Genomic DNA, 25,635 nt, shown 5'->3' with positions numbered 1-25,635 from the left:
CATGGACAGCATTTTTGAACGCTGGTGGGAATGCCGCCGCGAGGTGCGTGCGCTCTGTTGGGGGCTGGCTTGCCTCGTCGTAATCACGACGGCATGGGGGATTTTCCTCAAGCCGCTAAACGGGCAGCTTGCCGAGCGTCAGGGGCTGCTTAAACAGGCACTCTCTACTCATGCCGCGCTGTGGCCCGCTGCCATGAAGGTCGCCCAAGGCACAACGCCCGACGCTCGCGTCGTACAGCCATTTTCACCGCTGGCTTTTCAGGCGAACGGTGCCACGCTGGTGCGCTGGAAGCCGCTGCCCGCGGGCGGGGAGCTTACGCTTGAGGCCGACTGGTCACGCATCCCGGATATTTTCGACCGGCTGGCGCAGCAGAGCGCTGGGGTGAACGCCTTTGTCATCGCGCCGCACGGCGGACGGTTACGCATCACTCTGCAGCTGGAGCTTCATCATGGAACGTAACGGACGGCTGCTGCTGTTGAGCGCCCTGTTTTTGCTGACCGGCATGCGCGATCCCTTCCGTCCGCCGGACGATACCTGTGCGGTAGGGCAGCTGGCGCAGTGGCGCTATCAGGGAATCGTTAGCGGCCTGGGTATTGTGCAGAGCGGGAATAAGCGGTGGCATCGCGTGAAGCCGGGCGACCGGCTGCCGCCGGGCTGGCGGGTTATCTCTCTGGACGAAAAGGCGCTGGTCGTTGAGGTCGGCGAAGGGTGCGATCCCAAACGGTGGGTCTGGCAACGAGAAGGAATAAAAAAAGATGAAGGTAAGTATAGCGTTCGTACTGATCATACTGTGCAAACCGCTGTGGGCCGCGACGCCAAAGCCGGTCACCCTCGCGGTGGATGATGTGCCCGTTGTGCAGGTGCTTCAGGCGCTGGTTGCCCAGGAGAACCGCAATCTGGTGGTCTCACCCGACGTTGGCGGCTCCCTGTCGCTGAATCTTACGCGCGTGCCCTGGCGGCAGGCACTGCAGACGGTGGTCAACAGCGCTGGGCTAGTAATGCGCGAAGAAGGCGGCATTTTTTATGTCAACACCGCGGCGTGGCAGCGCGGGCAGCAGGCACAAAAGGAGCAGGACAAGGCGCGAAGGCAGCTTGAGGCTCCGCTGGTGTCGCACAGCATTCCCTTTTCCTATGCGGACGCCGGAGAGCTTCAGAAAGCCGCGGAAAAACTCCTGAGCCCTAAAGGGAGCTTATCCGTCGACAAACGCACCAACCGCCTGCTGGTACGGGATACCCGGGCGACGCTTGACGCGCTACAGCGCTGGGCCGAGCAGATGGACCTGCCCGTCGAGCAGGTAGAGCTTGCGGCGCACATCGTGACCATCAACGAAAAAAGCCTGCGCGAGCTGGGCGTGAAGTGGAGTCTGGCGGAGGCGACGGACGCGGGCAAGATCGGGCAGGTGACCGCGCTCGGCGCAGATCTGTCGGTCGCGAATGCCACAACCCACGTCGGGTTCAACATTGGTCGCATCAACGGCAGGCTGCTGGATATGGAGCTATCGGCGCTGGAGCAAAAGCAAAAGGTGGATATCATCGCCAGCCCGCGCCTGCTGGCGTCGCATATGCAGCCGGCCAGCATTAAGCAGGGCAGCGAGATCCCTTATCAGGTTTCCAGCGGAGAAAGCGGTGCAACCTCGGTGGAATTTAAAGAGGCCGTGCTGGGGATGGAAGTCACGCCGGTTGTTCTGCCGGGAGGCCGCGTGCGCCTTAAGCTGCACATCAGCGAAAACATGCCGGGGCAGGTACTGCAGCAGGCGGACGGCGAAACGCTGGCGATTGATAAGCAAGAGATTGAGACGCAGGTGGAAGTCAAAAGCGGAGAGACGCTGGCGCTGGGCGGTATTTTTTCGCAAAAAAATAAAACGGGCCGCGACAGCGTGCCGGGGCTGGGCGCTATTCCCTGGCTCGGTCAGCTGTTTCGCCACGACGGTAAAGACAACGAACGCCGGGAGCTGGTGGTATTCATTACGCCGCGTCTGGTAGGGATTCATTAATGGATAACGATCCCCGCAAGGATTTTGCAGCCAGTTTGTTGCAGATGTTTGACGTGGGGCATGAATTAGCATACAAGGAGTACCGATTCGAGTTGGACTTACGTCTTGATACGCTATGCGTTTGGCGCGGTGATTTAATCAGTTGCCAAACAAGCCGGAGTATTGAGATAATTTTTAGTCTGACTCTCGCTCTATTGCATATGAGGTTTCAGTTCATGTCCTGCTACGCGAGGTGTCTGCGAAGCGGGGATTACCATTAACGAATAGTCTTAGTAGTACCGAAAAAATGGCAGAGAAACGCAATATCTTTCTGGTTGGGCCTATGGGTGCCGGCAAAAGCACTATTGGGCGTCAGTTAGCTCAACAACTCAATATGGAATTTTACGATTCTGATCAAGAGATTGAGAAACGAACCGGAGCTGATGTGGGCTGGGTCTTCGATGTAGAAGGCGAAGAAGGTTTCCGTGACCGAGAAGAAAAAGTGATCAACGAACTCACGGAAAAACAGGGCATTGTGCTCGCGACTGGCGGCGGCTCTGTGAAATCTCGCGAAACCCGCAACCGTCTCTCCGCCCGTGGCGTTGTGGTCTATCTTGAGACGACCATCGAAAAACAGCTGGCACGTACGCAGCGCGATAAAAAGCGCCCGCTGCTGCAGGTGGAAACGCCGCCACGTGAAGTTCTGGAAGCCCTGGCTGGTGAACGCAATCCTCTGTACGAAGAGATTGCAGATGTGACCATTCGTACTGACGACCAGAGCGCTAAAGTGGTTGCAAACCAGATTATTCATATGCTGGAAAGCAACTGATTCTGGCTTTATATACACTCGCCTGCGGGTAAAAGCATTATTAAGGTGGATGTCGCGTCATGGAGAGGATTACAGTTACTCTCGGGGAACGTAGTTACCCTATCACCATCGCGGCTGGTTTGTTTAACGACCCAGCTTCCTTCTTACCACTGAAAGCGGGTGAACGGGCGATGTTGGTAACCAACGAAACCCTGGCTCCGCTTTATCTCGACCGCGTTCGCCACCTGCTTGAACAGGCGGGCGTAGACGTCGACAGTGTGATTCTGCCTGATGGCGAGCAGTATAAAAGCCTGGCGGTACTTGATACCGTCTTTACCGCATTACTGCAAAAACCGCATGGTCGCGATACAACACTGCTTGCCCTGGGCGGCGGTGTTGTGGGCGATCTGACGGGTTTTGCCGCCGCCAGCTACCAGCGTGGCGTGCGCTTTATTCAAATTCCTACCACGCTGCTTTCGCAGGTCGACTCCTCTGTTGGCGGTAAAACGGCGGTGAACCATCCCCTCGGCAAAAACATGATCGGCGCGTTCTACCAGCCGGCATCGGTTGTTGTGGATCTCGACTGCCTGAAAACCCTGCCAAAACGCGAGCTGGCCTCCGGGCTTGCTGAAGTGATCAAGTACGGCATCATTCTTGACGGTGAGTTCTTTAACTGGCTGGAAGAGAACATGGATGCGCTGCTGCGCCTTGACGGTTCGGCAATGGCGTACTGCATCCGCCGCTGCTGTGAGCTGAAAGCGGAAGTTGTCGCGGCTGACGAGCGTGAAACGGGCTTACGTGCTTTACTCAATCTGGGGCACACGTTTGGTCACGCTATTGAAGCTGAAATGGGCTATGGCAACTGGCTTCACGGAGAAGCCGTCGCGGCGGGCATGGTGATGGCGGCGCGTGCGTCTGAGCGCCTCGGTCAGTTTAAGCCGGAAGAGACGGCGCGCATTATTGCATTGCTTGAGCGCGCAGGCCTGCCGGTGGCTGGGCCGCAGGAGATGTCAGCGCAGGCGTATTTACCCCACATGATGCGCGATAAAAAAGTATTGGCAGGTGAGATGCGTCTTGTGCTCCCGCTTGCAATAGGGAAAAGTGAAGTGCGCGGTGGAGTACCGCACGATGTTGTTCTTGGCGCTATTGCTGATTGCCAGCAGGCGTAACTACTAGAAAGGTCAGGCCACTTTTACGGGTGGTCGTTTAGCTTCAGGTGAAATGCAAAGTCGTTGGCATAAGCCTTTGAGTGGGGTGTTAAATGGATGAATTCAAACCAGAAGACGAGCTGAAACCCGATCCCAGCGATCGTCGTACTGGTCGTTCTCGTCAATCTTCAGAACGTGATAACGAGCCGCAGATCAATTTTGACGATGTCGATCTGGATGCAGACGATCGTCGCCCTTCGCGCAGCCGCAGCGCGCGCGATGAGCGAGCAGAAGAGGGTTATGAGTCCGAAGAAGAGTCAATGGACGAAGAGCCTGTAGAGCGTCGCCCGCGTAAACGTAAAAAAGCCGCAGCCCAAAAGCCAGCCTCCCGACAGTACGTCATGATGGGGCTGGGCGTTCTGGTTTTACTTCTGCTGATTATCGGCATTGGTTCAGCCCTGAAATCGCCTTCCTCAACCTCAGGTCCGCAAACCGCGTCCACTGAGAAAAATATCGACCTGTCCGGTTCTGATGCAACCGACCAGGCTAACGGCGCGCAGCCAGCACCGGGAACCTCGCCTGTCGAGCAGACTGCCGGAAATACGCCAGCGCCGCAGGACGTCTCGCTGCCACCGGTTTCCTCTACCCCGACTCAGGGCCAGGCACCGGCTACGCCTGAAGGCCAGCAGCGCGTTGAGGTTCAGGGCGATCTGAATAACGCGCTGACCCAGCCGCAAAATCAGGAGCAGATGAACAACGTCGCCGTGAGTTCTACGCTGCCGACTGAGCCTGCGACCGTTGCCCCGGTTCGCGGCGGTAACGCTCAGCCGCAAACTGCCGCAGCGGAAACCAAACCGCGTCAAACGCAAACTGCGCCGCGTCAGGAACGCAAGCAGGTGGTGATTGAGCCGAAGCGTGAAACCAAGCCGCAGACCGTGGCGAAAGCGCCTGAAGCGAAAGCCTCCGCGCAGCCGAAACGCACCGAAACGGCTGCTGCCCGTGAGCCGGTAAAAGCGCCAGCGGCAACGCCTGCGCCAAAAGCCACGGCAACCACCACCGCGCCAGCGGCCACGGCTGCTCCTGCCGCCGCGGCAACCAGCTCTGCTGCGGGTAAAACGACGGGTAACGTCGGTTCCCTGAAGTCTGCACCAGCCGGCAACTACACGCTGCAGCTGAGCAGTTCGTCTAACTATGACAACCTCAACGGTTGGGCGAAGAAATCGAATCTCAAAAACTACGTGGTCTATCAAACGACCCGCAACGGACAGCCATGGTATGTGCTGGTGAGCGGTGTTTATGCGTCTAAAGACGAAGCTAAACGTGCCGTTGCGGCGCTGCCAGCCGATGTTCAGGCGAAAAACCCGTGGGCGAAGCCGATTCATCAGGTCCAGGCCGATCTGAAGTAATGTTTAAAGCGCAGGATGCTGTCGGAGCTTTCTCCACAGCCGGAGAAGGTGTAATCAGTTAGTCAGCATGAAAAAAAATCGCGCTTTTCTGAAATGGGCAGGGGGCAAATACCCCCTGCTCGATGATATTAAAAAACACCTGCCGAAAGGCGAGTGCCTCATTGAGCCCTTTGTTGGGGCGGGATCGGTGTTTCTGAACACCGATTTTTCTCGTTATATCCTGGCGGATATCAACAGCGATCTCATTAGCCTCTATAACATCGTTAAGCTGCGTACCGACGAATACGTTGAAGAGGCGCGCAAGCTGTTTACGCCTGAAAATAACAACCCGGACGTCTATTACCAGTTCCGCGCTGAGTTTAATCAGTGCCAGGATCCGTTCCGTCGCGCGCTGCTGTTCCTTTACCTCAACCGTCACGGCTACAACGGGCTGTGCCGCTACAATTTACGCGGTGAGTTTAACGTGCCGTTTGGTCGCTATAAGCGCCCTTACTTCCCGCAGGGCGAGCTGTACCATTTTGCTGAAAAAGCGCAAAACGCCGAGTTTCACTGCCTCTCCTATGCCGAGTGCATGGAAAAGGCGGATGCAAAATCCGTGGTGTATTGCGATCCGCCTTACGCCCCGCTGTCGGCTACGGCGAATTTCACGGCGTACCACACCAATAGCTTTAGCCCCACCGAGCAGGCGCATCTGGCGCAAATGGCGGAAAAGCTGGTCAGCAAAAGAATTCCGGTGTTAATTTCGAATCACGATACGCCTGATACGCGCGAATGGTACAAAGCCGCGCAGCATTTTCAGGTAAAAGTGCGGCGCAGCATAAGCAGCAACGGCGGCACGCGTAAAAAGGTGGACGAACTTCTGGCTCTTTATCGCCCCTGAGCCGTTTTGCCCGCCGGTAAATACATTTCAAGGAGATGCGGATGAAACAGTTTTTGATTGCTCCCTCAATTCTATCGGCCGATTTTGCCCGCCTGGGGGAAGACACCGCTAAGGCTCTCGCGGCTGGCGCGGATGTCGTCCATTTCGACGTTATGGATAACCACTACGTTCCCAACCTGACCATCGGCCCGATGGTGCTCAAGGCGCTACGCAGCTACGGCATTACCGCGCCGATTGATGTGCATCTGATGGTGAAGCCGGTCGATCGCATCGTGCCGGATTTTGCCGCCGCGGGGGCCAGCATCATCACCTTCCACCCGGAAGCATCCGAGCACGTGGACCGCACCCTTCAGCTGATTAAAGAAAACGGCTGTAAGGCAGGCCTTGTCTTTAACCCGGCTACGCCGTTGACCTACCTGGACCACGTCATGGACAAGCTGGACGTGATCCTGCTGATGTCCGTTAACCCTGGGTTTGGCGGCCAGTCGTTCATTCCGCATACGCTGGACAAGCTGCGCGAAGTGCGTCGCCGTATTGATGAATCTGGCTATGACATCCGTCTGGAAGTGGACGGCGGGGTGAAGGTCAACAACATTGGTGAAATTGCTGCCGCGGGCGCGGATATGTTCGTTGCCGGTTCAGCCATCTTCGATCAGCCAGATTACAAAAAAGTGATTGATGAAATGCGCCAGGAGCTGGCGAAGGTAAGTCATGGATAAATTGCAAAAAACACGGGGTATCGCTTTTGACCTCGACGGCACGCTGGTGGATAGCGCGCCGGGCTTAACGAGCGCCGTAGACCAGGCGCTGTACGCGCTTGAGCTGCCCGTTGCGGGTGAAGAGCGCGTTGTGACGTGGATTGGCAACGGCGCGGATGTGCTGATGGAGCGCGCGCTGACCTGGGCTCGCCAGGAGCGCGCGTCGCAGCGTTCCGCGCAGGGTAAGCCGAGCGTTGACCACGCGGATATCCCCCAGGATGAGCAGCTGCGCATTCTGCGTAAATTGTTCGACCGGTTCTACGAAGAGACGGTCGAAGAGGGCAGTTTCCTGTTCCCGGAAGTAGCAGAAACGCTGAGCGCGCTGCATGCCAAAGGCATTCCGCTGGGCCTGGTGACCAATAAGCCGACGCCGTTTGTTGCGCCGCTGCTGAACGCGCTGGATATCGCGAAATATTTCACCGTGATTGTTGGCGGTGATGACGTGCAGAATAAAAAGCCGCATCCGGAACCGCTTCTGCTGGTGGCAGGAAAATTATCCTTAGCGCCTGAAGAGCTGCTCTTTGTAGGGGATTCCCGCAATGATATTCTGGCTGCGAAAGCGGCAGGCTGTCCTTCCGTTGGCTTAACCTATGGCTACAACTACGGTGAGGCCATTACGCTGAGTGAGCCGGACGTAGTGTTCGATCGCTTCAACGATTTATTGCCCGCGCTCGGGCTCTCGCAAAGTGAACATCAGGAATTGAAAAATGACTAAGCCCATCGTTTTTAGTGGCGCACAGCCGTCAGGTGAATTGACCATTGGTAACTACATGGGTGCGTTGCGTCAGTGGGTAAACATGCAGGACGATTATCACTGCATCTACTGCATCGTTGACCAGCACGCCATTACGGTTCGCCAGGACCCGCAGCAGCTGCGTAAAGCGACGCTGGATACGCTGGCGCTCTACCTGGCATGCGGTATCGATCCTGAAAAGAGCACGATCTTCGTGCAGTCTCACGTGCCGGAGCACGCGCAGCTGGGCTGGGCGCTGAACTGCTACACCTATTTCGGCGAGCTAAGCCGCATGACGCAGTTTAAGGACAAATCGGCCCGCTATGCCGAGAACATCAACGCCGGTCTGTTCGACTATCCGGTGCTGATGGCCGCCGATATTCTGCTGTATCAAACCAATCAGGTCCCCGTTGGTGAAGACCAGAAGCAGCACCTGGAGCTGAGCCGCGACATCGCCCAGCGCTTTAACGCCATTTACGGCGACGTGTTCAAGGTGCCTGAGCCGTTCATTCCGAAATCCGGCGCGCGCGTAATGTCGCTGCTGGAGCCGACCAAGAAGATGTCTAAGTCAGACGATAACCGCAACAACGTTATCGGCCTGCTGGAAGATCCGAAGTCGGTGGTGAAGAAGATCAAACGTGCGGTGACAGACTCCGAAGAGCCGCCTGTCGTTCGCTATGATGTGAAAGAGAAAGCGGGCGTGTCCAACCTGCTGGATATCCTTTCCGGCGTGACCGGCCAGAGCATTCCAGAGCTGGAGAAGCACTTCGAAGGCAAGATGTATGGCCACCTGAAGGGCGAAGTGGCGGAAGCCGTTTCCGGTATGCTGGTCGAACTGCAGGAGCGCTACAACCGCTTCCGCAACGACGAAGCTTTCCTGCAGAAGGTGATGAAAGACGGCGCGGAAAAAGCCAGCGCACGCGCGTCCGAAACCCTGAGAGCGGTGTACGAAGCGATTGGGTTTGTGGCGAAACCGTAGGTGAAAGCAAAACGGTAACGGCGTTACCGTTTTTAGGGTTTGTTTCCTCTCCCCGTGGGAGAGGGCCAGGGTCAGGGCATCAGGCCGCGTAACCCTTGCATATACCCAAACAAAAAAACCGGGAAATCCCGGTTTTTTTTACGCCTGAAAGACGCTTACTGCTGTGCCGCCGGGCCGCAGCCACCGATGATCTTAGAAATGGAGATCGCCGGGTGCAGCAGGTAATCATAGCTGCAGTTATTTTTGGTGTTTTCAACGTGGCCGGTGCAGGCGGTCAGGGTTGTTAATACGCCGGCCAGAACGGCGACTTTTGCCAGTTTGAACATACTGATTCCTTGTATTCAAATCGATAATAGGTCTAACACGAGGGAATAAATGGAAAAGTTCCATTTCGCGAGCGGTATGTTATCGGCAGCAGTAACAGGGGAGTAGTCCGGTTAAGGACTACTCGAAGAAGGGAGATTGTGCGTCAGTGATGAGAGAACCAGTTCAGCTTCTCGCGCAGTTCCACCACGCGGCCCACGATAATCAGCGCCGGGCTCTCCACCTGCTGCGCCAGGTCGCCTAGCTGCGTCAGCACGCCATCCACCACGCGCTGCTTAATGGCCGTGCCGTTTTCCACCAGCGCGACCGGCATATCCGCTTCCATACCGTGCTCCAGCAGCTTCGCCTGAATCGTCGCGGCCTGGTTCAGCCCCATATAGAACACCAGCGTCTGCTTTTCGGCCGCCAGATTATGCCAGTCCAGCTCGCTGCCGGTTTTCAGGTGGCCCGTCACCAGGCGCACGCTTTGGGCGTAATCGCGATGGGTTAACGGAATGCCGGAGTAGGCCGAGCAGCCTGATGCTGCCGTTATGCCCGGCACCACGGAGAACGGAATGCCCGCGCTGCACAGCGTTTCCAGCTCTTCGCCGCCGCGGCCGAAGATAAACGGATCGCCGCCCTTCAGGCGCACCACGCGCTTGCCCTTCTGCGCTTCGCGCAGCAGGATCTGGTTAATCTCCTCCTGCGGCACGCAGTGGTAGCCCGCGCGTTTGCCGACAAACACGCGGTCGGCGTCGCGGCGGACCAGATTCATAATATCGTCGGACACCAGGCGGTCGTAAACCACGATGTCCGCCTGCTGGATCTGCTGTAGCCCTTTGAGCGTCAGAAGCCCCGCGTCGCCCGGCCCGGCGCCGACCAGCACCACTTCACCGCGATGGTCCAGCGGCTCAGTGAGTAACCGCTCGGTCGTCTCCTCTACGGCTTTCGCGTCCTGATTCGCCAGCGACTGCGCCAGACGGTCATTCACGAAGAACTTCTCCCAGAAGCGGCGGCGCTCGCCCACGGTGGCAAAGGTTTTTTTGACCCTTGAACGGAGCTGGCCCGCATAGCGCGCCACCTGTCCAAGATGCTGAGGAAGTAGCGACTCCAGCTTTTCGCGCAGCAGGCGGGCCAGCACGGGCGAAGTCCCGCCGGACGAGACGGCTACCATCAGCGGTGAACGGTCGATAATCGACGGCATGATGAAGCTCGCCTCTTTCGGCGCATCTACCACGTTGCAGAAGATGCGGCGCGCTTCGCAGGCGTCGCTGACGCGCTGGTTCACCGCATCGTCATCCGTGGCGGCGATGGTCAGCCAGCAGGTCTCCAGTAAGGATTCATCGAACTCCCCCTGAACTCGCGTCAGCATGCCCTCCTGCGCCCAGACGTCGAACTGCGGTGCAAAGGCGAGGGCGTTAACCGTGAGGCGCGCACCGGCCTCCAGCAGCAGGCGCGCTTTGCGTTCAGCGACATCCCCGCCGCCGACGAGCAGGCAGTCGCGGTTGCGTAATTGACAAAAAATGGGCAGGTGGTCCACGAGGTTACCTCACAGCATTCAAGGAGGGGGTAAGAATTGACGTCAGGATAACAGCAGGGATCGTACTGAACATACGGTTTTTCCTGCCGTTACCCATTAGGGGTCATAAGCTTTTCATATTGAAAAGGCGAGGGAATTAGCCTTTCAGCTGCACCTTGCCGTCCTTCACGCGGACGTCGTAGTGCTTCACGGAGTGGCTCTCGTCTTCCATACAGTACCCGTCGGTTAAGCGGAAGCGCTGCTTTTTCAACGGGCTGGCGACCCACAGGTCACCCTGGTGTTCCGCGATGATCCCGCGTGACAACACGCTGGCGTCGAAGAACGGGTCGATGTTGCTGATGGCAAAAACCTGCTCGTCGCGGCGCGGGCGGAAGATCGCCACCTGCTCGTTACCCAGCAGTGCGCAAACGCCGGTTGCGGGCAGAATGTCGTTAATATTGCAGATATCTAACCACTGGCTCATGCGTTTTCCTCCACCAGCGTCACCGGAATGCGTTCATAAGGCGTTGCCGGACGGTGCTGTTCACGCTCTGGCACGACCTGCACGTTCGGATCGCGCTGGGTGCTGTTGATAAAGTGCTTGAAGCGAACCTGTGCGGACGGCGTGTTGACCGTTTCCGTCCATTCGCAAATCACCGCCTCGCGCAGGCGCGTCATCTCTTCTTCCAGATGTGCGTTCAGGCCAAGCTTATCGTCGATGATGACCGATTTCAGATAATCAATGCCGCCTTCGAGATTGTCTAACCACGGCGCGGTGCGGGTCAGCTTGTCGGCGGTGCGGATGTAGAACATCATGAAGCGGTCGAGGTATGTGATCAGCGTGTCGCGGTCGATGTCCGCTGCCAGCAGATCCGCGTGGCGCGGTTTCATCCCGCCGTTACCGCACACGTACAGGTTCCAGCCCTTCTCGGTGGCGATAATCCCCACGTCTTTACCCTGCGCTTCAGCGCACTCACGGGTACAGCCAGACACGCCGAACTTCATTTTGTGCGGAGTGCGGATGCCTTTGTAGCGGTTTTCCAGCTCCACGCCGAAGCCCACGCTGTCGCCCACGCCGTAGCGGCACCAGGTGCTGCCCACGCAGGTTTTCGCCATACGCAGCGCTTTAGCATACGCGTGGCCGGTTTCGAAGCCCGCTTCAATCAGCTGGCGCCAGATTTCCGGCAGGTCGTCTTTCTGTGCGCCAAACAGGCCGATGCGCTGAGAGCCGGTGATTTTGGTGTAAAGGTTAAATTCGCGTGCGATGCGCCCAACCGCCACCAGCCCTTCCGGCGTGATTTCGCCGCCAGCGGAGCGTGGGATCACGGAGTAAGTGCCGTCTTTCTGGATGTTCGCCAGGAAGTTGTCGTTGGTGTCCTGCAGCGGCGTATGTTCCGGCTTCAGAACGTATTCGTTCCAGCAGGAGGCCAGCAGGGAGCCGACGGTCGGTTTACACACTTCGCAGCCGTAGCCCTGGCCGTGTTTTTCCAGCAGCTCATCGAAGGACTTAATGCCCTCTACGCGGATCAGGTGATACAGCTCCTGACGAGAATAGGCAAAGTGCTCGCACAGGTTGTTGTTCACCTCAATACCTTGCTTCGCCAGCTCGGCGTTGAGCACCTGAGTGACCAGCGGAATACAGCCGCCGCAGCCGGTCCCGGCTTTGGTTTCGGCCTTCAGCGCCGCCACGGTGTGGCAGCCCTTGTTGATAGCCGCAACCAGCATGCCTTTGGTGACGTCGAAGCAGGAGCAAATCTGCGCGCTGTCCGGCAGCTTATCAACGCCGATGGACGGCTTGCCGCTGGAAGCGTGAGCCGGAAGGATCAGCGCGTCCGGGTTTTCCGGCAGTTCGATGGCGTTCAGCACCAGCTGCAGGAGGTTACCGTAGTCGCTGGTGTCGCCTACCAGCACCGCGCCGAGCAGGGTTTTGTTGTCAGCGCTGACGGTCAGGCGTTTGTAGATTTCTTTGCTTTCGTCGAGATACACGTAGCTGCGCGCGCCCGGCGTGCGGCCGTGGGCATCGCCGATGCCGCCAACGTCTACGCCCAGCAGCTTCAGCTTGGCGCTCATGTCCGCGCCCTCGAAGGCATTTTCATTGCCGAGGATATGATCAACGGCAACCTGCGCCATTTTGTAGCCCGGCGCAACCAGGCCGTAAACGCGGTTGTTCCAGCTGGCGCATTCGCCGATAGCGTAGATGTCCGGGTCAGAGGTCTGGCAGGAATCGTTGATCATAATGCCGCCGCGCTGGGCGACGGCCAGTCCGCACTGGGTTGCCAGCTTGTCGCGCGGGCGAATGCCGGTGGAGAAGACGATGAAGTCTACTTCCAGATCGCTGCCGTCGGCAAAGCGCATGGTTTTACGCGCCTCGGTACCTTCCTGCACGATCTCTTTGGTGTTCTTGCTGGTGTGAACCTTCACGCCCATGCTTTCAATCTTGCGGCGCAGCTGGTCGCCGCCCATGTGGTCAAGCTGCTCTGCCATCAGCATCGGGGCAAATTCGATGACGTGAGTTTCAACGCCGAGGTTTTTCAGCGCGCCAGCGGCTTCCAGACCCAGCAGGCCGCCGCCAACCACCGCGCCGCGCTTGCTGCGACGGGCGCAGGATTCAATGGCGTTCAGATCTTCAATGGTACGATAGACGAAGCAATCCTGAGTGTCAGAGCCTTTGATCGGCGGGACCCACGGGTAGGAGCCTGTCGCCATGATCAGCTTGTCGTAAAAAACCGTGCGTCCGGCGCTGGAGTGGATCACTTTTTCCTGACGGTTGATGGTGATAGCGCGTTCGCCCACCAGCACCTTCACGCCGTGCTTCTCGTAGAAACCTTCGCGCACCAATGAGAGCTCTTCGGCGGTATGATGGGAGAAGTAGGAAGAGAGATGTACGCGGTCGTACGCCTTGCGGGGTTCTTCACAGAACACGGTAATATCGAACTGGGCGGCGCCGGCTTTATCGAGAAGATCCTCAATAAAGCGGTGGCCGACCATGCCGTTACCGATGATAGCGAGTCTGACTTTGCTCATTTTTGCCTCGATTTCTTTTCTATTACTGCCTACCTTAACGATTCAGCAGGGGCACTTATTGATGCAAATCAAATACGCCTTAACCTACCACCTAGGTGGTAGATGACTGATTTGTCAGGATTTTTATAAGTTGTGGAAATCGCTGGCTTTTCACGGTCGTCGGTTTTATGTACAAAAATGGGTACAATTCCGCAAAGTGTTGTACTCCTAAATTTCAGCCGCGTTTTTCGGGGGAGAGGTATGTCAACGTCACCGCTTTGGCTTGTTCAGAATGTTCGTTTACCGGGTCGTGAAGGGCTGTGGCAAATCGCCATTGAGAACGGTCTATTCGGCGACATCACGCCGATGGACGCAACCCATGACGAAAGTTATGAGGTGTTAAACGGACGCGGTGGCCTGGCCATCCCTCCGTTCATTGAGCCGCATATTCATCTTGATACGACCCAGACGGCGGGCGAGCCGAGCTGGAATCAGTCCGGCACCCTGTTTGAAGGCATTGAGCGCTGGGCAGAGCGCAAGGCGCTGCTCAGCCACGAGGACGTAAAGGTGCGCGTGTGGAAAACGCTGAAGTGGCAGATCGCCAACGGCATTCAGTTTGTCCGTACCCACGTTGACGTGTCCGATCCCTCGCTAACGGCACTGAAGGCGATGCTGGAGGTGAAGCAGGAGGTCGCGCCGTGGGTCACGCTGCAAATCGTGGCGTTCCCGCAGGAGGGCATTCTCTCTTACCCGAACGGCGCGGCCCTGCTGGAAGAGGCGCTACGCCTTGGCGCAGACGTGGTGGGCGCTATCCCGCACTTTGAATTTACCCGCGAGTACGGCGTGCAGTCGCTGCATATCGCCTTCGATCTGGCGAAGAAATACGATCGCCCGCTGGATATCCACTGCGATGAAATCGACGACGAGCAGTCCCGCTTTGTGGAGACGGTAGCGACGCTGGCCTACGAGGCAGGGATCGGCGATCGCGTGACGGCTAGCCACACCACCGCCATGCACTCCTACAACGGCGCGTATACCTCGCGGCTGTTCCGCCTGCTGAAGATGTCGGGCATCAACTTTGTGGCCAACCCGCTGGTGAACATTCACCTGCAGGGGCGTTTTGACGACTATCCGAAGCGCCGCGGGATCACCCGCGTGAAGGAGCTGCTGGAGGCCGGCATTAACGTCTGCTTTGGTCACGACGACGTCTTTGACCCGTGGTATCCGCTGGGGACGGGCAATATGCTGCAGGTGCTGCACATGGGGCTGCACGTCTGCCAGATGATGGGCTATCCGCAGATCGACAGCGGCCTGAACCTGATCACCCACAACAGCGCGCGAACCTTTGGCCTGCGCGATTACGGCATTGAGACGGGGAACCCGGCGAACATGATTATCCTGCCCACCGAGAGCGGCTTTGAGGCGGTGCGCTGCCAGGTGCCGGTGCGCTGGTCGATTCGTCAGGGCAGGGTGATTGCCACCACGCAGCTCGCGCAGACGTGGATTCAGATGGACAGTGGGGGAGAAGAGCTGTTCTTTACCAAAAACAGCCCCTTCGCAGGGCGCGAAGGGGCGTAGGGGTAGGCGTTACGCCGCTGGCGTATTGTGCTGGCGGTGGCGGGTCACGAAGCCCAGGATGAAGCACATCACAAACACCACGGCGTACAGGCCGTTAGCGGTGTGCAGCGCCGCCAGCGGGCCGCTGTGGGCCACGATCGGGCCGGTCACCACGAAGGTCAGCATCGTACCGATGGTGCCGCAGGTCAGTACGAAGTTCACCAGCTTCGGCGAGGCGACTTTGGTCTGCAGCGAGCCCAGGGTGATGATCGAGGTGTAGATTGCGCTGGAGAAGAAGCCCAGGGTCAGGATGAACCACGGCATATGCTCAGGAGAGCCGTTGATGAACAGGTACATCAGCACGGTCGCCAGGCCTGCCAGCACGGTCAGGATGCGCTGCAGGTCGAAGAAGCGCAGGATGAAGCTAAATGCCCACATGCCGAACATATAGGACATCCAGAAGTCGCTCACCAGCTTGCCCGCGTCGTTCAGGCTCATGCCCAGCCCCTTCGCGTATTCCGGGACCCAGGAGATAAAGCCCAGCTGGCCGAGGATGTAGCACAGGGCGGCGATGGAAAGGAACAGCACGCCGATGCCCCACTTCTCTTTGGCAACGGGTTCCGCCGCGGTCTGCGCTTTTTTACCCAGCACCGGGAACTCGCAGCCGAAGGTCAGGATAAAGATCGCCACGTAGACCAGGCCGATACAGGCATACACCCAGTACCACTCGATGCTGCGCGCCAGCAGAACGGCGGCGACCATCGGGAAAATCATCCCGGCCATGCTGAAGAAGGAGTCGGTAAACAGCAGGCGCGCACCGCGCTGGCGGCCCTCATACATGTGGGTAATGAGGAACGTACCGATCGACATGGTGATCCCGCTTACGAGTCCAAGCACGAACATGGCGGCGGAGAACAGGGCGATGCTGTGGCTCAGCATCAGGCCCGCCACGGCGGCGACCATCAGCACAAAACCGAAGCGCAGCTGGGTTTTCAGCGGCACGATTTCCATCAGCCAGGCGTTCAGGAAAATGGAGATCAGGATCCCCGCGTTGAGGAAGGTGAAGGTGTTACTCATGCTGGAAACGGGCAGCTGGAAGTAGTCTGCGATATTTCCCATCACCATCCCGGTGACGATCACCAACGCGCCGGTCAGGGCGTAGGAGAAGAAGCTGATCCATGTGAGCTTGATGCGGTTGCTGTTAGTCATGTCTGGCCTGTTGAAAAAAGAAAAGCGCCGGAGGGCGCTGAGAGCGGGCAAATTCTAGTCTCGAAAGTGATCCATTCCCACCTTTTCAGGAAAATTTACGATCGATTGCAGTTTTTTATGTGATGTTGATCACATAAAAAGTTGTGATAACCAATCGTTTGCGTCGTTACAACTGTTTCAATTTCGTAAAATTAGGTAAAAGTCTGGCCTCGGTCCATACTGCTCTTTAGAATCAAGCCATTCGCTTTATACACTGCGCTTTGTTAAGGAATTTTCATGCTCAAATCAACGCTGGCGGCTGTTGCAGCTGTGTTTGCTCTTTCTGCCGTTTCCCCTGCTGCGCTGGCAGCAAAAGGAGACCCTCACGTCCTGCTGACCACGTCCGCAGGGAATATTGAGCTGGAACTGAATAGCCAGAAAGCTCCGGTCTCCGTGAAAAACTTCCTCGATTACGTGAACAGCGGCTTCTATAACGGCACCACCTTTCACCGCGTGATCCCGGGCTTTATGGTGCAGGGCGGCGGTTTTAACGAGCAGATGCAGCAAAAGCAGCCTAACCCGCCGATTAAAAACGAAGCGGATAACGGCCTGCTGAACAAGCGCGGCACCATCTCCATGGCGCGCACCGCGGATAAAGACAGCGCGACCAGCCAGTTCTTCCTCAACGTGGCGGATAACGCCTTCCTCGACCACGGCCAGCGCGACTTCGGCTACGCCGTGTTCGGTAAAATCGTGAAGGGAATGGACGTGGCGGACAAGATTTCCCAGGTGCCAACCCACGACGTCGGCCCGTACCAGAACGTGCCGTCAAAACCGGTGGTTATCCTCTCCGCAAAAGTTCTGCCGTAATCCCCCTAACGCGGGCGACGTCCTGCCCGCGTCATCCCCCTTCCTGCGAAAGCGCGTTTTGCCGCTTATACTTGTGGCAAACGGACATCTTCAGGGAGGCGTTAAGTGAAAAAACTCACCGACAGGCAAAAATCCCGTCTCTGGGAGCAGCAGCGTAGCGTCAATTTTCAGGCCAGTTGTCTTCTTGAAAAAGGCCATGGTCCTTCAGAGCCCGACATCGAGACGCTGGAGCTTGGGCCTTCTGCGCCCGGCCTGCCCCATCTGTGCCTCATCCACCGCCATTTATATCGCAGAGAAATGAAGCAGGCAGGCGAGTTCCGTACCGACGATATTTCTAAAGGCGACATTCCCTTCTGCCATTTCGAATACATCGAGAAGATGGGAAATGAGCTGATGGCCGATCTGGAAGGCGACAAGTATCTGGTCGGCCTTGAAAAAGACGCATTTGTTGAGAAAATTAGCCACTACTACTGCGAAATCAACATGCTTCACCCGTTCATCAACGGTAACGGCATCGCCCAGCGCGTGTTCTTTGAGCAGCTGGCGATCCACGCGGGCTACGCGCTGGACTGGCGGGATATCGACCCCGAGCGCTGGGTCGCGGCGAACCGCAGCGGCGCAACGGGCGATGTGAGGGACCTGAACGCCATCTTTGCCAAAGTAGTGAGCGACGCGCGGGAAACTGAGTAGAATAGGGCGGCCTTTTTTTCTGGAGCCGCCATGATCCTGCTGATTGATAACTACGATTCCTTCACCTGGAACCTTTACCAGTATTTTTGCGAACTCGGCGCCGAGGTGGTGGTGCGTCGCAATGACGAGATCGCGCTCGCCGATATCGACGCGCTGGCCCCGCAGAAAATCGTCATCTCTCCGGGGCCGTGTACGCCGTCAGAATCCGGCGTTTCGCTGGGCGCTATTCGCCACTGTGCGGGCAGGCTGCCGATTCTGGGCGTTTGCCTGGGCCACCAGGCCATCGCGCAGGTCTTCGGTGCCACCATCGTGCGCGCCGCGAAGGTGATGCACGGCAAAACCTCACCGATTACCCATACGGGCGCGGGCGTCTTCGCGGGGTTAAACAACCCGCTGACCGTGACGCGCTACCATTCTCTGGTGATTGATCCGCCGACGCTGCCCGCCTGCTTCGAGGTGACCGCCCGAAGCGAGACGCAGGAGATCATGGGCATCCGTCATCGGGAATGGGATCTCGAAGGGGTTCAGTTCCACCCGGAAAGCATTCTCAGCGAGCAGGGGCACCCGCTGCTGGCGAATTTTCTCAATCGCTGAATATCTATTGCCTTGCTGTGATTTTTTATGCATATTTTGTGATTATATTTTCACAATCTCTGTGACATAAAATGGATGGGCATGACATGGCAACTGAACAACCCGCAATTACCCGCGCAACATTCGACGAAGTGATCCTGCCGGTTTATGCACCGGCCGAGTTTATCCCGGTGAAGGGAAAAGGCAGCCGCGTGTGGGATCAGCAGGGCAAAGAGTATGTGGATTTTGCGGGCGGCATTGCGGTGACGGCGCTGGGCCATTGCCATCCTGCGCTGGTGGAGGCGCTGAAAACCCAGGGCGAATCCCTGTGGCACACCAGCAACGTCTTTACCAACGAGCCTGCGCTGCGCCTGGGGCGCAAGATCGTTGATGCGACCTTCGCCGAGCGCGTGCTGTTTATGAACTCCGGCACCGAGGCCAACGAAACCGCCTTCAAGCTGGCGCGTTATTACGCCTCCACCCGCCACAGCCCGTACAAAACCAAGATTATCGCCTTCCATAACGCCTTCCACGGCCGCTCGCTGTTCACCGTGTCCGTTGGCGGCCAGCCGAAATATTCCGACGGCTTTGGCCCGAAACCGGCAGATATTATCCACGTGCCGTTTAACGATCTGCACGCGGTGAAGGCGGTGATGGACGATCACACCTGCGCGGTCGTCGTCGAGCCGATTCAGGGCGAAGGCGGCGTGACGGCAGCCACGCCGGAGTTCCTCAAAGGGCTGCGCGCGCTGTGCGATGAGCACAAGGCGCTGCTGGTGTTTGACGAGGTCCAGTGCGGAATGGGCCGCACCGGCGATCTCTTCGCCTATATGCACTACGGCGTGACGCCGGACATTCTGACCAGCGCCAAGGCGCTCGGCGGCGGTTTCCCGGTGAGCGCGGTGCTGACCACTCAGGAGATCGCCTCCGCGTTTCACGTCGGCTCCCACGGCTCCACCTACGGCGGTAACCCGCTGGCCTGCGCCGTGGCGGGCGCGGCGTTTGATATCATCAACACGCCGGAGGTGCTGAGCGGCGTAAGCGCGAAGCGCGAGCAGTTTGTGAAGCACCTTCAGCAAATTGACGCCCAGTACGACGTGTTCAGCGAGATTCGCGGCATGGGGCTGCTGATCGGCGCCGAGCTGAAGCCGCAGTACAAGGGCCGCGCGCGCGATTTCCTGCACGCCGCCGCCCAGGAAGGGGTGATGGTGCTCAACGCCGGGCCGGACGTGATGCGCTTCGCGCCGTCGCTGGTGGTGGAAGAGAAGGATATTGCAGACGGGTTAGTTCGGTTTGCCGCAGCGGTCGGGAAGATCGTCCGGGGATAATCTCACGCGACACACTCAGTACGGCGTGCGTTTTAAAATGCGCGTTAACCAAATCCCGTGATGCGGGCGCTGGCGCCATGCCACCGACGAAATGGTGTGCATGGTGTTCAGGTGGCCCAGCACGCGCTGCAAATGCTGCTCCAGGGTGCTCATCGGCCCGTGGGTCAGCGTTTCCGGCGCTTCCAGAATGTTTGAATCCCCCGACTCGCCCGGCGCATCATACTCCAGCCGCTGCTGACAGCGCTGCAGGCCAATTTCACATGATTGCAAATAGCGCTGCGCCAGATCCGGCGTCAGCATCGTGTGCTCGCGCGCCAGCGTGGTCATGGCGTTGATATGCTCAACGATAAACTGGCTGTGCGTCACCCATAGCCTCATGTCGGCGAGATAGTGCGAGTTAAAGCCCGGCTCCTGCATCGCCTGATTAAGGGAGTTGAACAGGGCGTTGTGCGCCTGATTGACCCGCATGCGCTGATACGCCAGCGGCGAAGGCTGCGGATCGTTGCTCAGGATTAAGCGGATGGCATCCTGGTCGGCTTCGAGCGCGTCGTGGGCGTTCTGGCGCAGCAGCCCGCTCTGCCACTGCGGCCACAGCCAGACCATGCCGCCGAAGGCGATCAGGCAGCCAATCAGCGTATCAACCAGCCTGGCGACGATAAACTGCTCGCCGTTGAGCGTGAGCAGCTGCAGGGTATACACCGCGGTCACCGTAAAGCCGACCATCGCCCAGCCGTAGTTTTTGCGGATGATCAGGTAGCTCACCAGCGTAACCACCAGCATTCCCGCCAGCGTATACCCTTCCGGCACGTGGAAGTGCAGCGTTACGCCCGCAATAATTAGCCCCGCCATCGTGCCGCCCGCCCGGTGCAGAATGCGCACGCGCGTCGCCCCGTAGCCGTTTTGGGTAACAAACAGCACGGTCATGAGGATCCAGTACGGCTTCGGCAGGTGCAGCGCCATGCCCATCAGGCTGGCGATGCTCAACATCACGCTGATGCGCGCGGCGTTGCGCAGGGCTGCGGATTTGAGCGACAGATAGCTTTTCAGGGCGGGCAGCAGCGGCAGGCGCTTCTGCTTGTCGGCCATCAGGTCGCGCGGGTAGAGCGGGCGCTGCGTGCGTAAAACGCGGGCGATGCGGCTGAAGTGCCATGCCGCGAACTGGCCGACCGGGTTATCAGGATGCTGGCGGGCAATTTTCTCCAGCGCGCCGAGCTGCTTTTCCATGCTGAAGCGCGTGGGAAAGCGGTGATACAGAATGTCGTCAGCCAGCACGCGCAGGCGCGCCGAAACCGTCTGCGCGTTCCAGCGGATCACCGCTTCCGCGTGGCTGCGCTCGACCAGCTTCTGCACCTCCTGCGGGTGGTGCAGGCTCACGGAGATATGCTCCTGCAGATCCAGCCCCACCTGGAAGATGCGCAGCAGCCGCTTGTACTCGTGGTTTTTATTCGCGGCGAGCATGTGCAGCTGCTGGTAGCACTGGCTGATGAGATCGACCACCTTCTGCTGGCGCGTCAGCAGCGGCGGCAGGGATTTTTCCGGGTCGGTATGCTGCGTGAGCAGGGTGTATTTGGCTTCGCAGTAGTCGGCCAACTGAACGTAGAGCAGGCTCAGGGATTCGCGCAGCGGCTGTTCCCGCCACAGCCAGAACCAAAACCAGTTGAATACGCCGTACCACAGCGTGCCGAGGGCGTAGATCAGCAGCGGCTCCCATACCGGCATATTGCCCGCGAGGCTTAGGGTGAAAATGGCGGCGATCAGCGAGGCGGGCAGCAGGCGGGCGTGCAGCGAACTGATTTCAGCAGTAACGCCGAGCGTCATCGCCAGTACGGTTAAAATCAGCGGCAGTGGAATATCGCGCGCCAACAGCAGCTGAACGGCGAGGCTACATCCGGCAAACAGGCTGCCGCCAACGATCAGGCGTTTGAAAAAGCGCTTGTGCGGCGTGTCCAGCCCGGCAATGTTGCAGCAGGCGGGCACCAGGGAAAACAGCAGCCCCTGCTGGAGATGCCCAAAAATGAGGCCAACGGCCACGGGCAGGCACAACACCAGCGTTTGTCGCAGTGCGTAGTTTACTTCCGGGTGATAGATCAGCCTGCGCCACATGGGGGATAGAGACAAAAACGGCGTGACACCCTGCGGTGGCACGCCGTTTGACCGGAATTAACGGGTTCCGTAAACCACGATGGTTTTACCGTGTGCAGAGATCAGGTTCTGATCTTCCAGCATTTTCAGAATACGACCCACCGTTTCGCGGGAGCAACCGACGATCTGACCAATCTCCTGGCGGGTAATTTTAATTTGCATGCCGTCAGGGTGGGTCATGGCGTCTGGCTGTTTCGCCAGGTTCAGCAGGGTCTGTGCGATACGACCGGTGACGTCGAGGAAGGCGAGGTTGCCCACTTTTTCAGACGTAACCTGCAGGCGGCGCGCCATCTGCGAAGAAAGACGCATCAGGATGTCCGGGTTAACCTGGATCAGCTGACGGAACTTTTTGTAAGAAATTTCAGCCACTTCACATGCTGTCTTTGCACGAACCCAGGCGCTACGTTCCTGGCCTTCTTCAAACAGGCCCAGTTCACCGATGAAATCGCCCTGGTTCAGATAAGAAAGGATCATCTCTTTCCCTTCTTCATCTTTGATCAGCACTGCCACCGAGCCTTTAACGATGTAATACAACGTTTCCGCTTTTTCACCCTGGTGAATCAGCGTGCTCTTTGATGGGTACTTATGAATGTGGCAATGAGACAAGAACCATTCGAGAGTCGGGTCTGTTTGCGGTTTGCCAAGCACCATGCGCTGTTATCCTCTGTTATAAGCTGTCTCCAGAGCCATACGTTGCATCCTGACTCTGGGTTTGCAATCGAATTCTTACCCATACCTGGGAAGTCGGCCGTCTAATGTGTCGCAGCCAGTAAAGTTTGATGTCCTCTGCATACATGTGTAACGTCAATGTATTACTGTAGCATCCAGAGTGTTTTAGCATAGCTTTTGCCGCGTGTCTCCTGGTGTCTCGCTTCAGCATGATGCAGGTCGCCTTCCGTTGCGAGAAATGTAACGCGCGCGTAATCTGTCACCAAAAATGCAACGTTGGAGTTAATAAATATGCAAGCGCGTGTGAAATGGGTCGAAGGGCTTACCTTCCTGGGCGAGTCCGCTTCCGGCCACCAGATTTTGATGGACGGTAACTCCGGCGATAAAGCGCCAAGCCCGATGGAGATGGTGCTGATGGCGGCAGGCGGATGCAGCGCGATTGACGTGGTGTCTATCCTGCAGAAAGGCCGTCAGGAGGTGACCAATTGCGAAGTGAAGCTGACGTCGGAACGTCGCGAAGAGGCGCCGCGCCTGTTCACGCACATCAACCTGCACTTTATCGTCACGGGCAAAGAGCTGAAAGACGCGGCGGTGGCGCGCGCGGTTGACCTGTCCGCTGAGAAGTACTGCTCCGTGGCGCTCATGCTGGAGAAAGCGGTGAACATTACCCATTCATATGAGGTGATCGAGGCGTGATGCAAGGGGCATCATACGCGTTGATGCCCTCACCCTAACCCTCTCCCACGGGGAGAGGGAATATGCTCACGCGATCTGCTTGCCTTCCATCAGCCGCTGCACCAGCGGCGTCATGATTAACTCCATCGCCAGCCCCATTTTCCCGCCTGGCACCACCAGTGTGTTCATATGAGAAATAAACGAACCCTGCAGCATCGCCAGCAGCCACGGGTAATCAATCCCTTCCAGATTGCGGAAATGGATCACCACGAAGCTTTCGTCCAGAGAAGGAATGCTTTTCGCCGCGAACGGGTTGGAGGTGTCTACCGTCGGCACGCGCTGGAAGTTGATGTGGGTGCGTGAGAACTGCGGCGTCAGGTAGTTGATGTAATCTTCCATGGAGCGCACCACGGAGTCCATTACCGCCTCGCGCGAGTGCCCGCGCTCGCTGATGTCGCGGGTGAGCTTCTGGATCCACTCAAGGTTGACGATAGGCACCACGCCGACCAGCAGATCAACGTGGCGCGCCACGTCATGCTGCGGGGTGACCACGCCGCCGTGCAGCCCTTCGTAAAACAGCACGTCCGTTGGCTCCGGCAGCGGCTGCCACGGGGTGAAGGTTCCCGGAACCTGGTTCCACGGTACGGCTTCGTCATAGGTGTGCAGGTACTTGCGCGACTGCCCCTTGCCGGTCTGGCCGTATTCAATAAACGTCTGCTCCAGCAGGCCGAAATCGTTGGCCTCCGGGCCGAAATAGCTGATGTGTTTGCCCATATCGCGCGCTTTGCGAATGGCCATGTCCATTTCGGGGCGCGTGTAGCGGTGAAAGCTGTCGCCCTCAACCTCTGCCGCCCGCAGGTTGAGCTGGGCGAAAATTTTGCGAAAGGCGAGGCTGGTGGTGGTGGTGCCCGCACCACTCGAACCCGTTACGGCAATAACCGGATGTCTGGCAGACATAGCAACTCCCTGACTGGAAAGATGTAAAGATCAGCCGTGAAACGCGTTGCGGGGCATGATATTGACCGTTTCATGCAGTTCTGACCACACCAGCACCACGTCGCCGCTTTTCAGCTGGCGCTTCACATCGTCGACCTTTTGTTCAAGCGAACGCTCTTGTTCACCATAATCGGTGCCTTCGCGTAATACAAAGCTTTCAATCAGATTATCGAGCGTTTCGGGAGACAGATCCTGCCAGGGGATAATCATTTAACACCTTCCAGATAAGTCGTAAGCCAGTCGGGGATACGCGTCTCCAGCCACATTTTCGGTCGGCGCAGCGTGCCGCCGACGAAGCCGACGTGCCCGCCGTACTCGGTGAGCTGGTACTGCACGTTCGCCGGTAAATGCTCGGGAGCCGGAATCGAGTGATGATCCATGAACGGATCGTCTTTCGCGTGAATAATCAGCGTCGGCTTTGTAATTTGATTGAGCAACGGCATCGCGCTGCACTGGCGGTAATAGTCAATCGCGTCGGCGAAGCCGTGGATCTTTGAGGTAATCAGATCGTCAAACTCGCGCAGGCGTTTTACGCGCTTAAGCTGCTGCAGGCTGACGGGCAGCGTATCCGGATAGGCCTTGAGCTTGCGCGCGGCGTTGGCCTTCAGCAGGTTGAGCAGGTAGCGCTGGTAGACCCGGGAAAAGCCTTTTTCCATATGGTAACTGCACTGCTCGAGCATAAACGGCGCGGAGACGATGACGGCGGCATCCAGCGGAACCGCGTCTTTTTCTTTTGCCAGCAGGCAGGCCAGCATGTTCCCGCCGAGTGAATAGCCGACCGCCGCCGTCGGCACGCGGCCAAAATTATCCCGCAGCCACGTTAAAAACCACGTACCGTCTTCGGTTTCACCCGAATGGTAAATCCGCTTCTGGCGGTTCGGTTCGCCGCTGCATCCGCGAAAATGCATCACCACGCCGAGCCAGCCGCGTTCTTTCGCGGCCTGGATCAGGCCGTGCGCGTACGGGCTGTGCAGGCTGCCCTCCAGACCGTGAAACACCACCAGGCGCGGCTTGTGGCGGGCCTGCTCGGGATCTTCGCTCCAGGCGAGGTCCACGAAGTCGCCGTCCGGCAAATCCAGGCGCTGCCAGTGCGGCGTGAACTGAAGCCGGCGGCGGATCAGGCGCGGCAGCATGGTTTGCAGGTGCGGGTTTGCCGCGCCGCGCATGGGCACGAACTCGGCGCTCTCTTCGCCTGCGATCTCGAAGTCGGACGGGATTATTTGGGTCATAACGGCGATGTTAATTGTTGTCAGTTATTTACGATACCTTCCGAATTGTACCCCGATTAGCCTGGTTTTCCGCAACATGAACTGATCCCGATCACAAATCTTTACCGTGATTATTACTCTCAGGCTAATGATTCCGCTCTACGCTTAATTGATGCCTTTCTCACCAGAGCGCACACTTCACTCAACGTTAAGCAATCAGAATGATGT

At 57.9% G+C, this 25,635-nt stretch carries 26 protein-coding genes; 16 read left to right on the top strand and 10 right to left on the bottom strand.

Features of this window, described 5'->3' with window-relative positions:
* Position 1: 1 nt before the first annotated feature.
* The 10 genes from DBY73_RS14315 to trpS all read left to right on the top strand — a co-directional run bounded on the left by DBY73_RS14315 (position 2) and on the right by trpS (position 8,686).
* Positions 2-460, top strand: a complete 459-nt coding sequence (locus tag DBY73_RS14315) for a HofO (RefSeq protein ID WP_112011772.1) — start codon at positions 2-4, stop codon at positions 458-460.
* Entirely contained in the window at positions 450-845 is a 396-nt protein-coding gene (locus tag DBY73_RS14310; RefSeq protein WP_112011771.1) for a HofP DNA utilization family protein, read from the top strand. Before DBY73_RS14315 ends, DBY73_RS14310 begins: the two co-directional genes overlap by 11 nt.
* Positions 757-1,995: a DNA uptake porin HofQ gene (gene hofQ / locus DBY73_RS14305; protein WP_112011770.1), complete on the top strand. Its 1,239-nt coding sequence runs from the start codon at positions 757-759 to the stop codon at positions 1,993-1,995. The genes DBY73_RS14310 and hofQ overlap by 89 nt, the downstream gene beginning before the upstream one ends.
* 286 nt (positions 1,996-2,281) lie before the next feature.
* The gene (gene aroK, locus DBY73_RS14295) at positions 2,282-2,803 is read left to right on the top strand and encodes a shikimate kinase AroK (RefSeq protein ID WP_010436374.1); all 522 of its coding nucleotides are present in this window, start codon (positions 2,282-2,284) and stop codon (positions 2,801-2,803) included.
* Positions 2,804-2,862: 59 nt separating this feature from the next.
* Positions 2,863-3,951, top strand: coding sequence for a 3-dehydroquinate synthase (aroB, locus tag DBY73_RS14290; RefSeq protein ID WP_112011768.1), 1,089 nt, complete (start codon positions 2,863-2,865; stop codon positions 3,949-3,951).
* Positions 3,952-4,043: 92 nt separating this feature from the next.
* Positions 4,044-5,336 carry a cell division protein DamX gene (damX, locus tag DBY73_RS14285; protein ID WP_112011767.1) on the top strand — a complete coding sequence of 431 codons (1,293 nt, stop codon included), beginning with the start codon at positions 4,044-4,046 and terminating at the stop codon, positions 5,334-5,336.
* Between the two features lie 67 nt (positions 5,337-5,403).
* Positions 5,404-6,216, top strand: a complete 813-nt coding sequence (gene dam / locus DBY73_RS14280; RefSeq protein WP_112011766.1) for an adenine-specific DNA-methyltransferase — start codon at positions 5,404-5,406, stop codon at positions 6,214-6,216.
* A gap of 41 nt (positions 6,217-6,257) precedes the next feature.
* Positions 6,258-6,935 (top strand): ribulose-phosphate 3-epimerase, encoded by a 678-nt coding sequence (rpe, locus tag DBY73_RS14275; RefSeq protein ID WP_112011765.1) that lies wholly within the window; start codon positions 6,258-6,260, stop codon positions 6,933-6,935.
* Positions 6,928-7,689, top strand: a complete 762-nt coding sequence (gene gph, locus DBY73_RS14270; RefSeq protein WP_112011764.1) for a phosphoglycolate phosphatase — start codon at positions 6,928-6,930, stop codon at positions 7,687-7,689. The genes rpe and gph overlap by 8 nt, the downstream gene beginning before the upstream one ends.
* A complete protein-coding gene (trpS, locus tag DBY73_RS14265) occupies positions 7,682-8,686 on the top strand; it encodes a tryptophan--tRNA ligase (RefSeq protein WP_112011763.1) in 1,005 nt (334 codons plus the stop codon). The genes gph and trpS overlap by 8 nt, the downstream gene beginning before the upstream one ends.
* 155 nt (positions 8,687-8,841) lie before the next feature.
* Here the strand turns inward: trpS and DBY73_RS14260 are convergent, their stop codons facing one another.
* The 4 genes from DBY73_RS14260 to nirB form a co-directional block, all read right to left on the bottom strand.
* Positions 8,842-9,012: a YhfL family protein gene (locus DBY73_RS14260; protein WP_112011762.1), complete on the bottom strand. Its 171-nt coding sequence runs from the start codon at positions 9,010-9,012 to the stop codon at positions 8,842-8,844.
* 143 nt (positions 9,013-9,155) lie between these two features.
* The gene (gene cysG / locus DBY73_RS14255; RefSeq protein WP_112011761.1) at positions 9,156-10,529 is read right to left on the bottom strand and encodes a siroheme synthase CysG; all 1,374 of its coding nucleotides are present in this window, start codon (positions 10,527-10,529) and stop codon (positions 9,156-9,158) included.
* 136 nt (positions 10,530-10,665) lie between these two features.
* Positions 10,666-10,992 (bottom strand): nitrite reductase small subunit NirD, encoded by a 327-nt coding sequence (gene nirD / locus DBY73_RS14250; RefSeq protein WP_112011760.1) that lies wholly within the window; start codon positions 10,990-10,992, stop codon positions 10,666-10,668.
* Complete coding sequence (gene nirB, locus DBY73_RS14245; RefSeq protein ID WP_112011759.1) at positions 10,989-13,532, bottom strand: nitrite reductase large subunit NirB; 2,544 nt, start codon at positions 13,530-13,532, stop codon at positions 10,989-10,991. The genes nirD and nirB overlap by 4 nt, the downstream gene beginning before the upstream one ends.
* Before the next feature lie 240 nt (positions 13,533-13,772).
* Between nirB and DBY73_RS14240 the strand changes: the two genes are divergently transcribed.
* Positions 13,773-15,089, top strand: coding sequence for a cytosine deaminase (locus DBY73_RS14240; protein WP_112011758.1), 1,317 nt, complete (start codon positions 13,773-13,775; stop codon positions 15,087-15,089).
* 9 nt (positions 15,090-15,098) lie between these two features.
* Here DBY73_RS14240 and tsgA read toward each other — a convergent pair whose 3' ends face one another.
* Positions 15,099-16,277: an MFS transporter TsgA gene (tsgA, locus tag DBY73_RS14235; RefSeq protein ID WP_112011757.1), complete on the bottom strand. Its 1,179-nt coding sequence runs from the start codon at positions 16,275-16,277 to the stop codon at positions 15,099-15,101.
* A 276-nt stretch (positions 16,278-16,553) separates the two neighbouring features.
* Here tsgA and ppiA point away from each other — a divergent pair, with 276 nt between their 5' ends.
* The 4 genes from ppiA to DBY73_RS14215 all read left to right on the top strand — a co-directional run bounded on the left by ppiA (position 16,554) and on the right by DBY73_RS14215 (position 19,717).
* Entirely contained in the window at positions 16,554-17,126 is a 573-nt protein-coding gene (gene ppiA / locus DBY73_RS14230; protein ID WP_045330487.1) for a peptidylprolyl isomerase A, read from the top strand.
* A 105-nt stretch (positions 17,127-17,231) separates the two neighbouring features.
* Positions 17,232-17,816, top strand: a complete 585-nt coding sequence (locus DBY73_RS14225; protein ID WP_112011756.1) for a putative adenosine monophosphate-protein transferase Fic — start codon at positions 17,232-17,234, stop codon at positions 17,814-17,816.
* A gap of 30 nt (positions 17,817-17,846) precedes the next feature.
* Positions 17,847-18,410 (top strand): aminodeoxychorismate synthase component 2, encoded by a 564-nt coding sequence (gene pabA / locus DBY73_RS14220; protein ID WP_112011755.1) that lies wholly within the window; start codon positions 17,847-17,849, stop codon positions 18,408-18,410.
* Between the two features lie 86 nt (positions 18,411-18,496).
* Positions 18,497-19,717: an aspartate aminotransferase family protein gene (locus tag DBY73_RS14215; RefSeq protein WP_181573240.1), complete on the top strand. Its 1,221-nt coding sequence runs from the start codon at positions 18,497-18,499 to the stop codon at positions 19,715-19,717.
* Positions 19,718-19,732: 15 nt separating this feature from the next.
* Here the strand turns inward: DBY73_RS14215 and DBY73_RS14210 are convergent, their stop codons facing one another.
* On the bottom strand, positions 19,733-21,820 hold the full coding sequence (locus tag DBY73_RS14210; protein WP_112011753.1) for a YccS/YhfK family putative transporter: 2,088 nt from the start codon (positions 21,818-21,820) through the stop codon (positions 19,733-19,735).
* A gap of 57 nt (positions 21,821-21,877) precedes the next feature.
* A complete protein-coding gene (gene crp / locus DBY73_RS14205; protein WP_000242758.1) occupies positions 21,878-22,510 on the bottom strand; it encodes a cAMP-activated global transcriptional regulator CRP in 633 nt (210 codons plus the stop codon).
* Between the two features lie 309 nt (positions 22,511-22,819).
* Between crp and DBY73_RS14195 the strand changes: the two genes are divergently transcribed.
* Entirely contained in the window at positions 22,820-23,224 is a 405-nt protein-coding gene (locus DBY73_RS14195) for an OsmC family protein (RefSeq protein WP_112011751.1), read from the top strand.
* Positions 23,225-23,290: 66 nt separating this feature from the next.
* On the opposite strand, the gene DBY73_RS14190 is transcribed toward DBY73_RS14195, so the two are convergent.
* The 3 genes from DBY73_RS14190 to DBY73_RS14180 are packed head-to-tail and all read right to left on the bottom strand — an operon-like array spanning position 23,291 to position 25,428.
* Positions 23,291-24,160: a phosphoribulokinase gene (locus DBY73_RS14190; RefSeq protein WP_112011750.1), complete on the bottom strand. Its 870-nt coding sequence runs from the start codon at positions 24,158-24,160 to the stop codon at positions 23,291-23,293.
* A gap of 30 nt (positions 24,161-24,190) precedes the next feature.
* Entirely contained in the window at positions 24,191-24,409 is a 219-nt protein-coding gene (locus DBY73_RS14185) for a YheU family protein (protein WP_112011749.1), read from the bottom strand.
* Entirely contained in the window at positions 24,406-25,428 is a 1,023-nt protein-coding gene (locus tag DBY73_RS14180) for a hydrolase (RefSeq protein ID WP_112011748.1), read from the bottom strand. The genes DBY73_RS14185 and DBY73_RS14180 overlap by 4 nt, the downstream gene beginning before the upstream one ends.
* Positions 25,429-25,635 lie beyond the last annotated feature (207 nt).

Source organism: Enterobacter sp. RIT418 (assembly GCF_003057745.1).
In the GTDB taxonomy this organism is placed as follows: domain Bacteria; phylum Pseudomonadota; class Gammaproteobacteria; order Enterobacterales; family Enterobacteriaceae; genus Enterobacter.
This window is presented reverse-complemented; position numbering and strand designations above follow the sequence as displayed.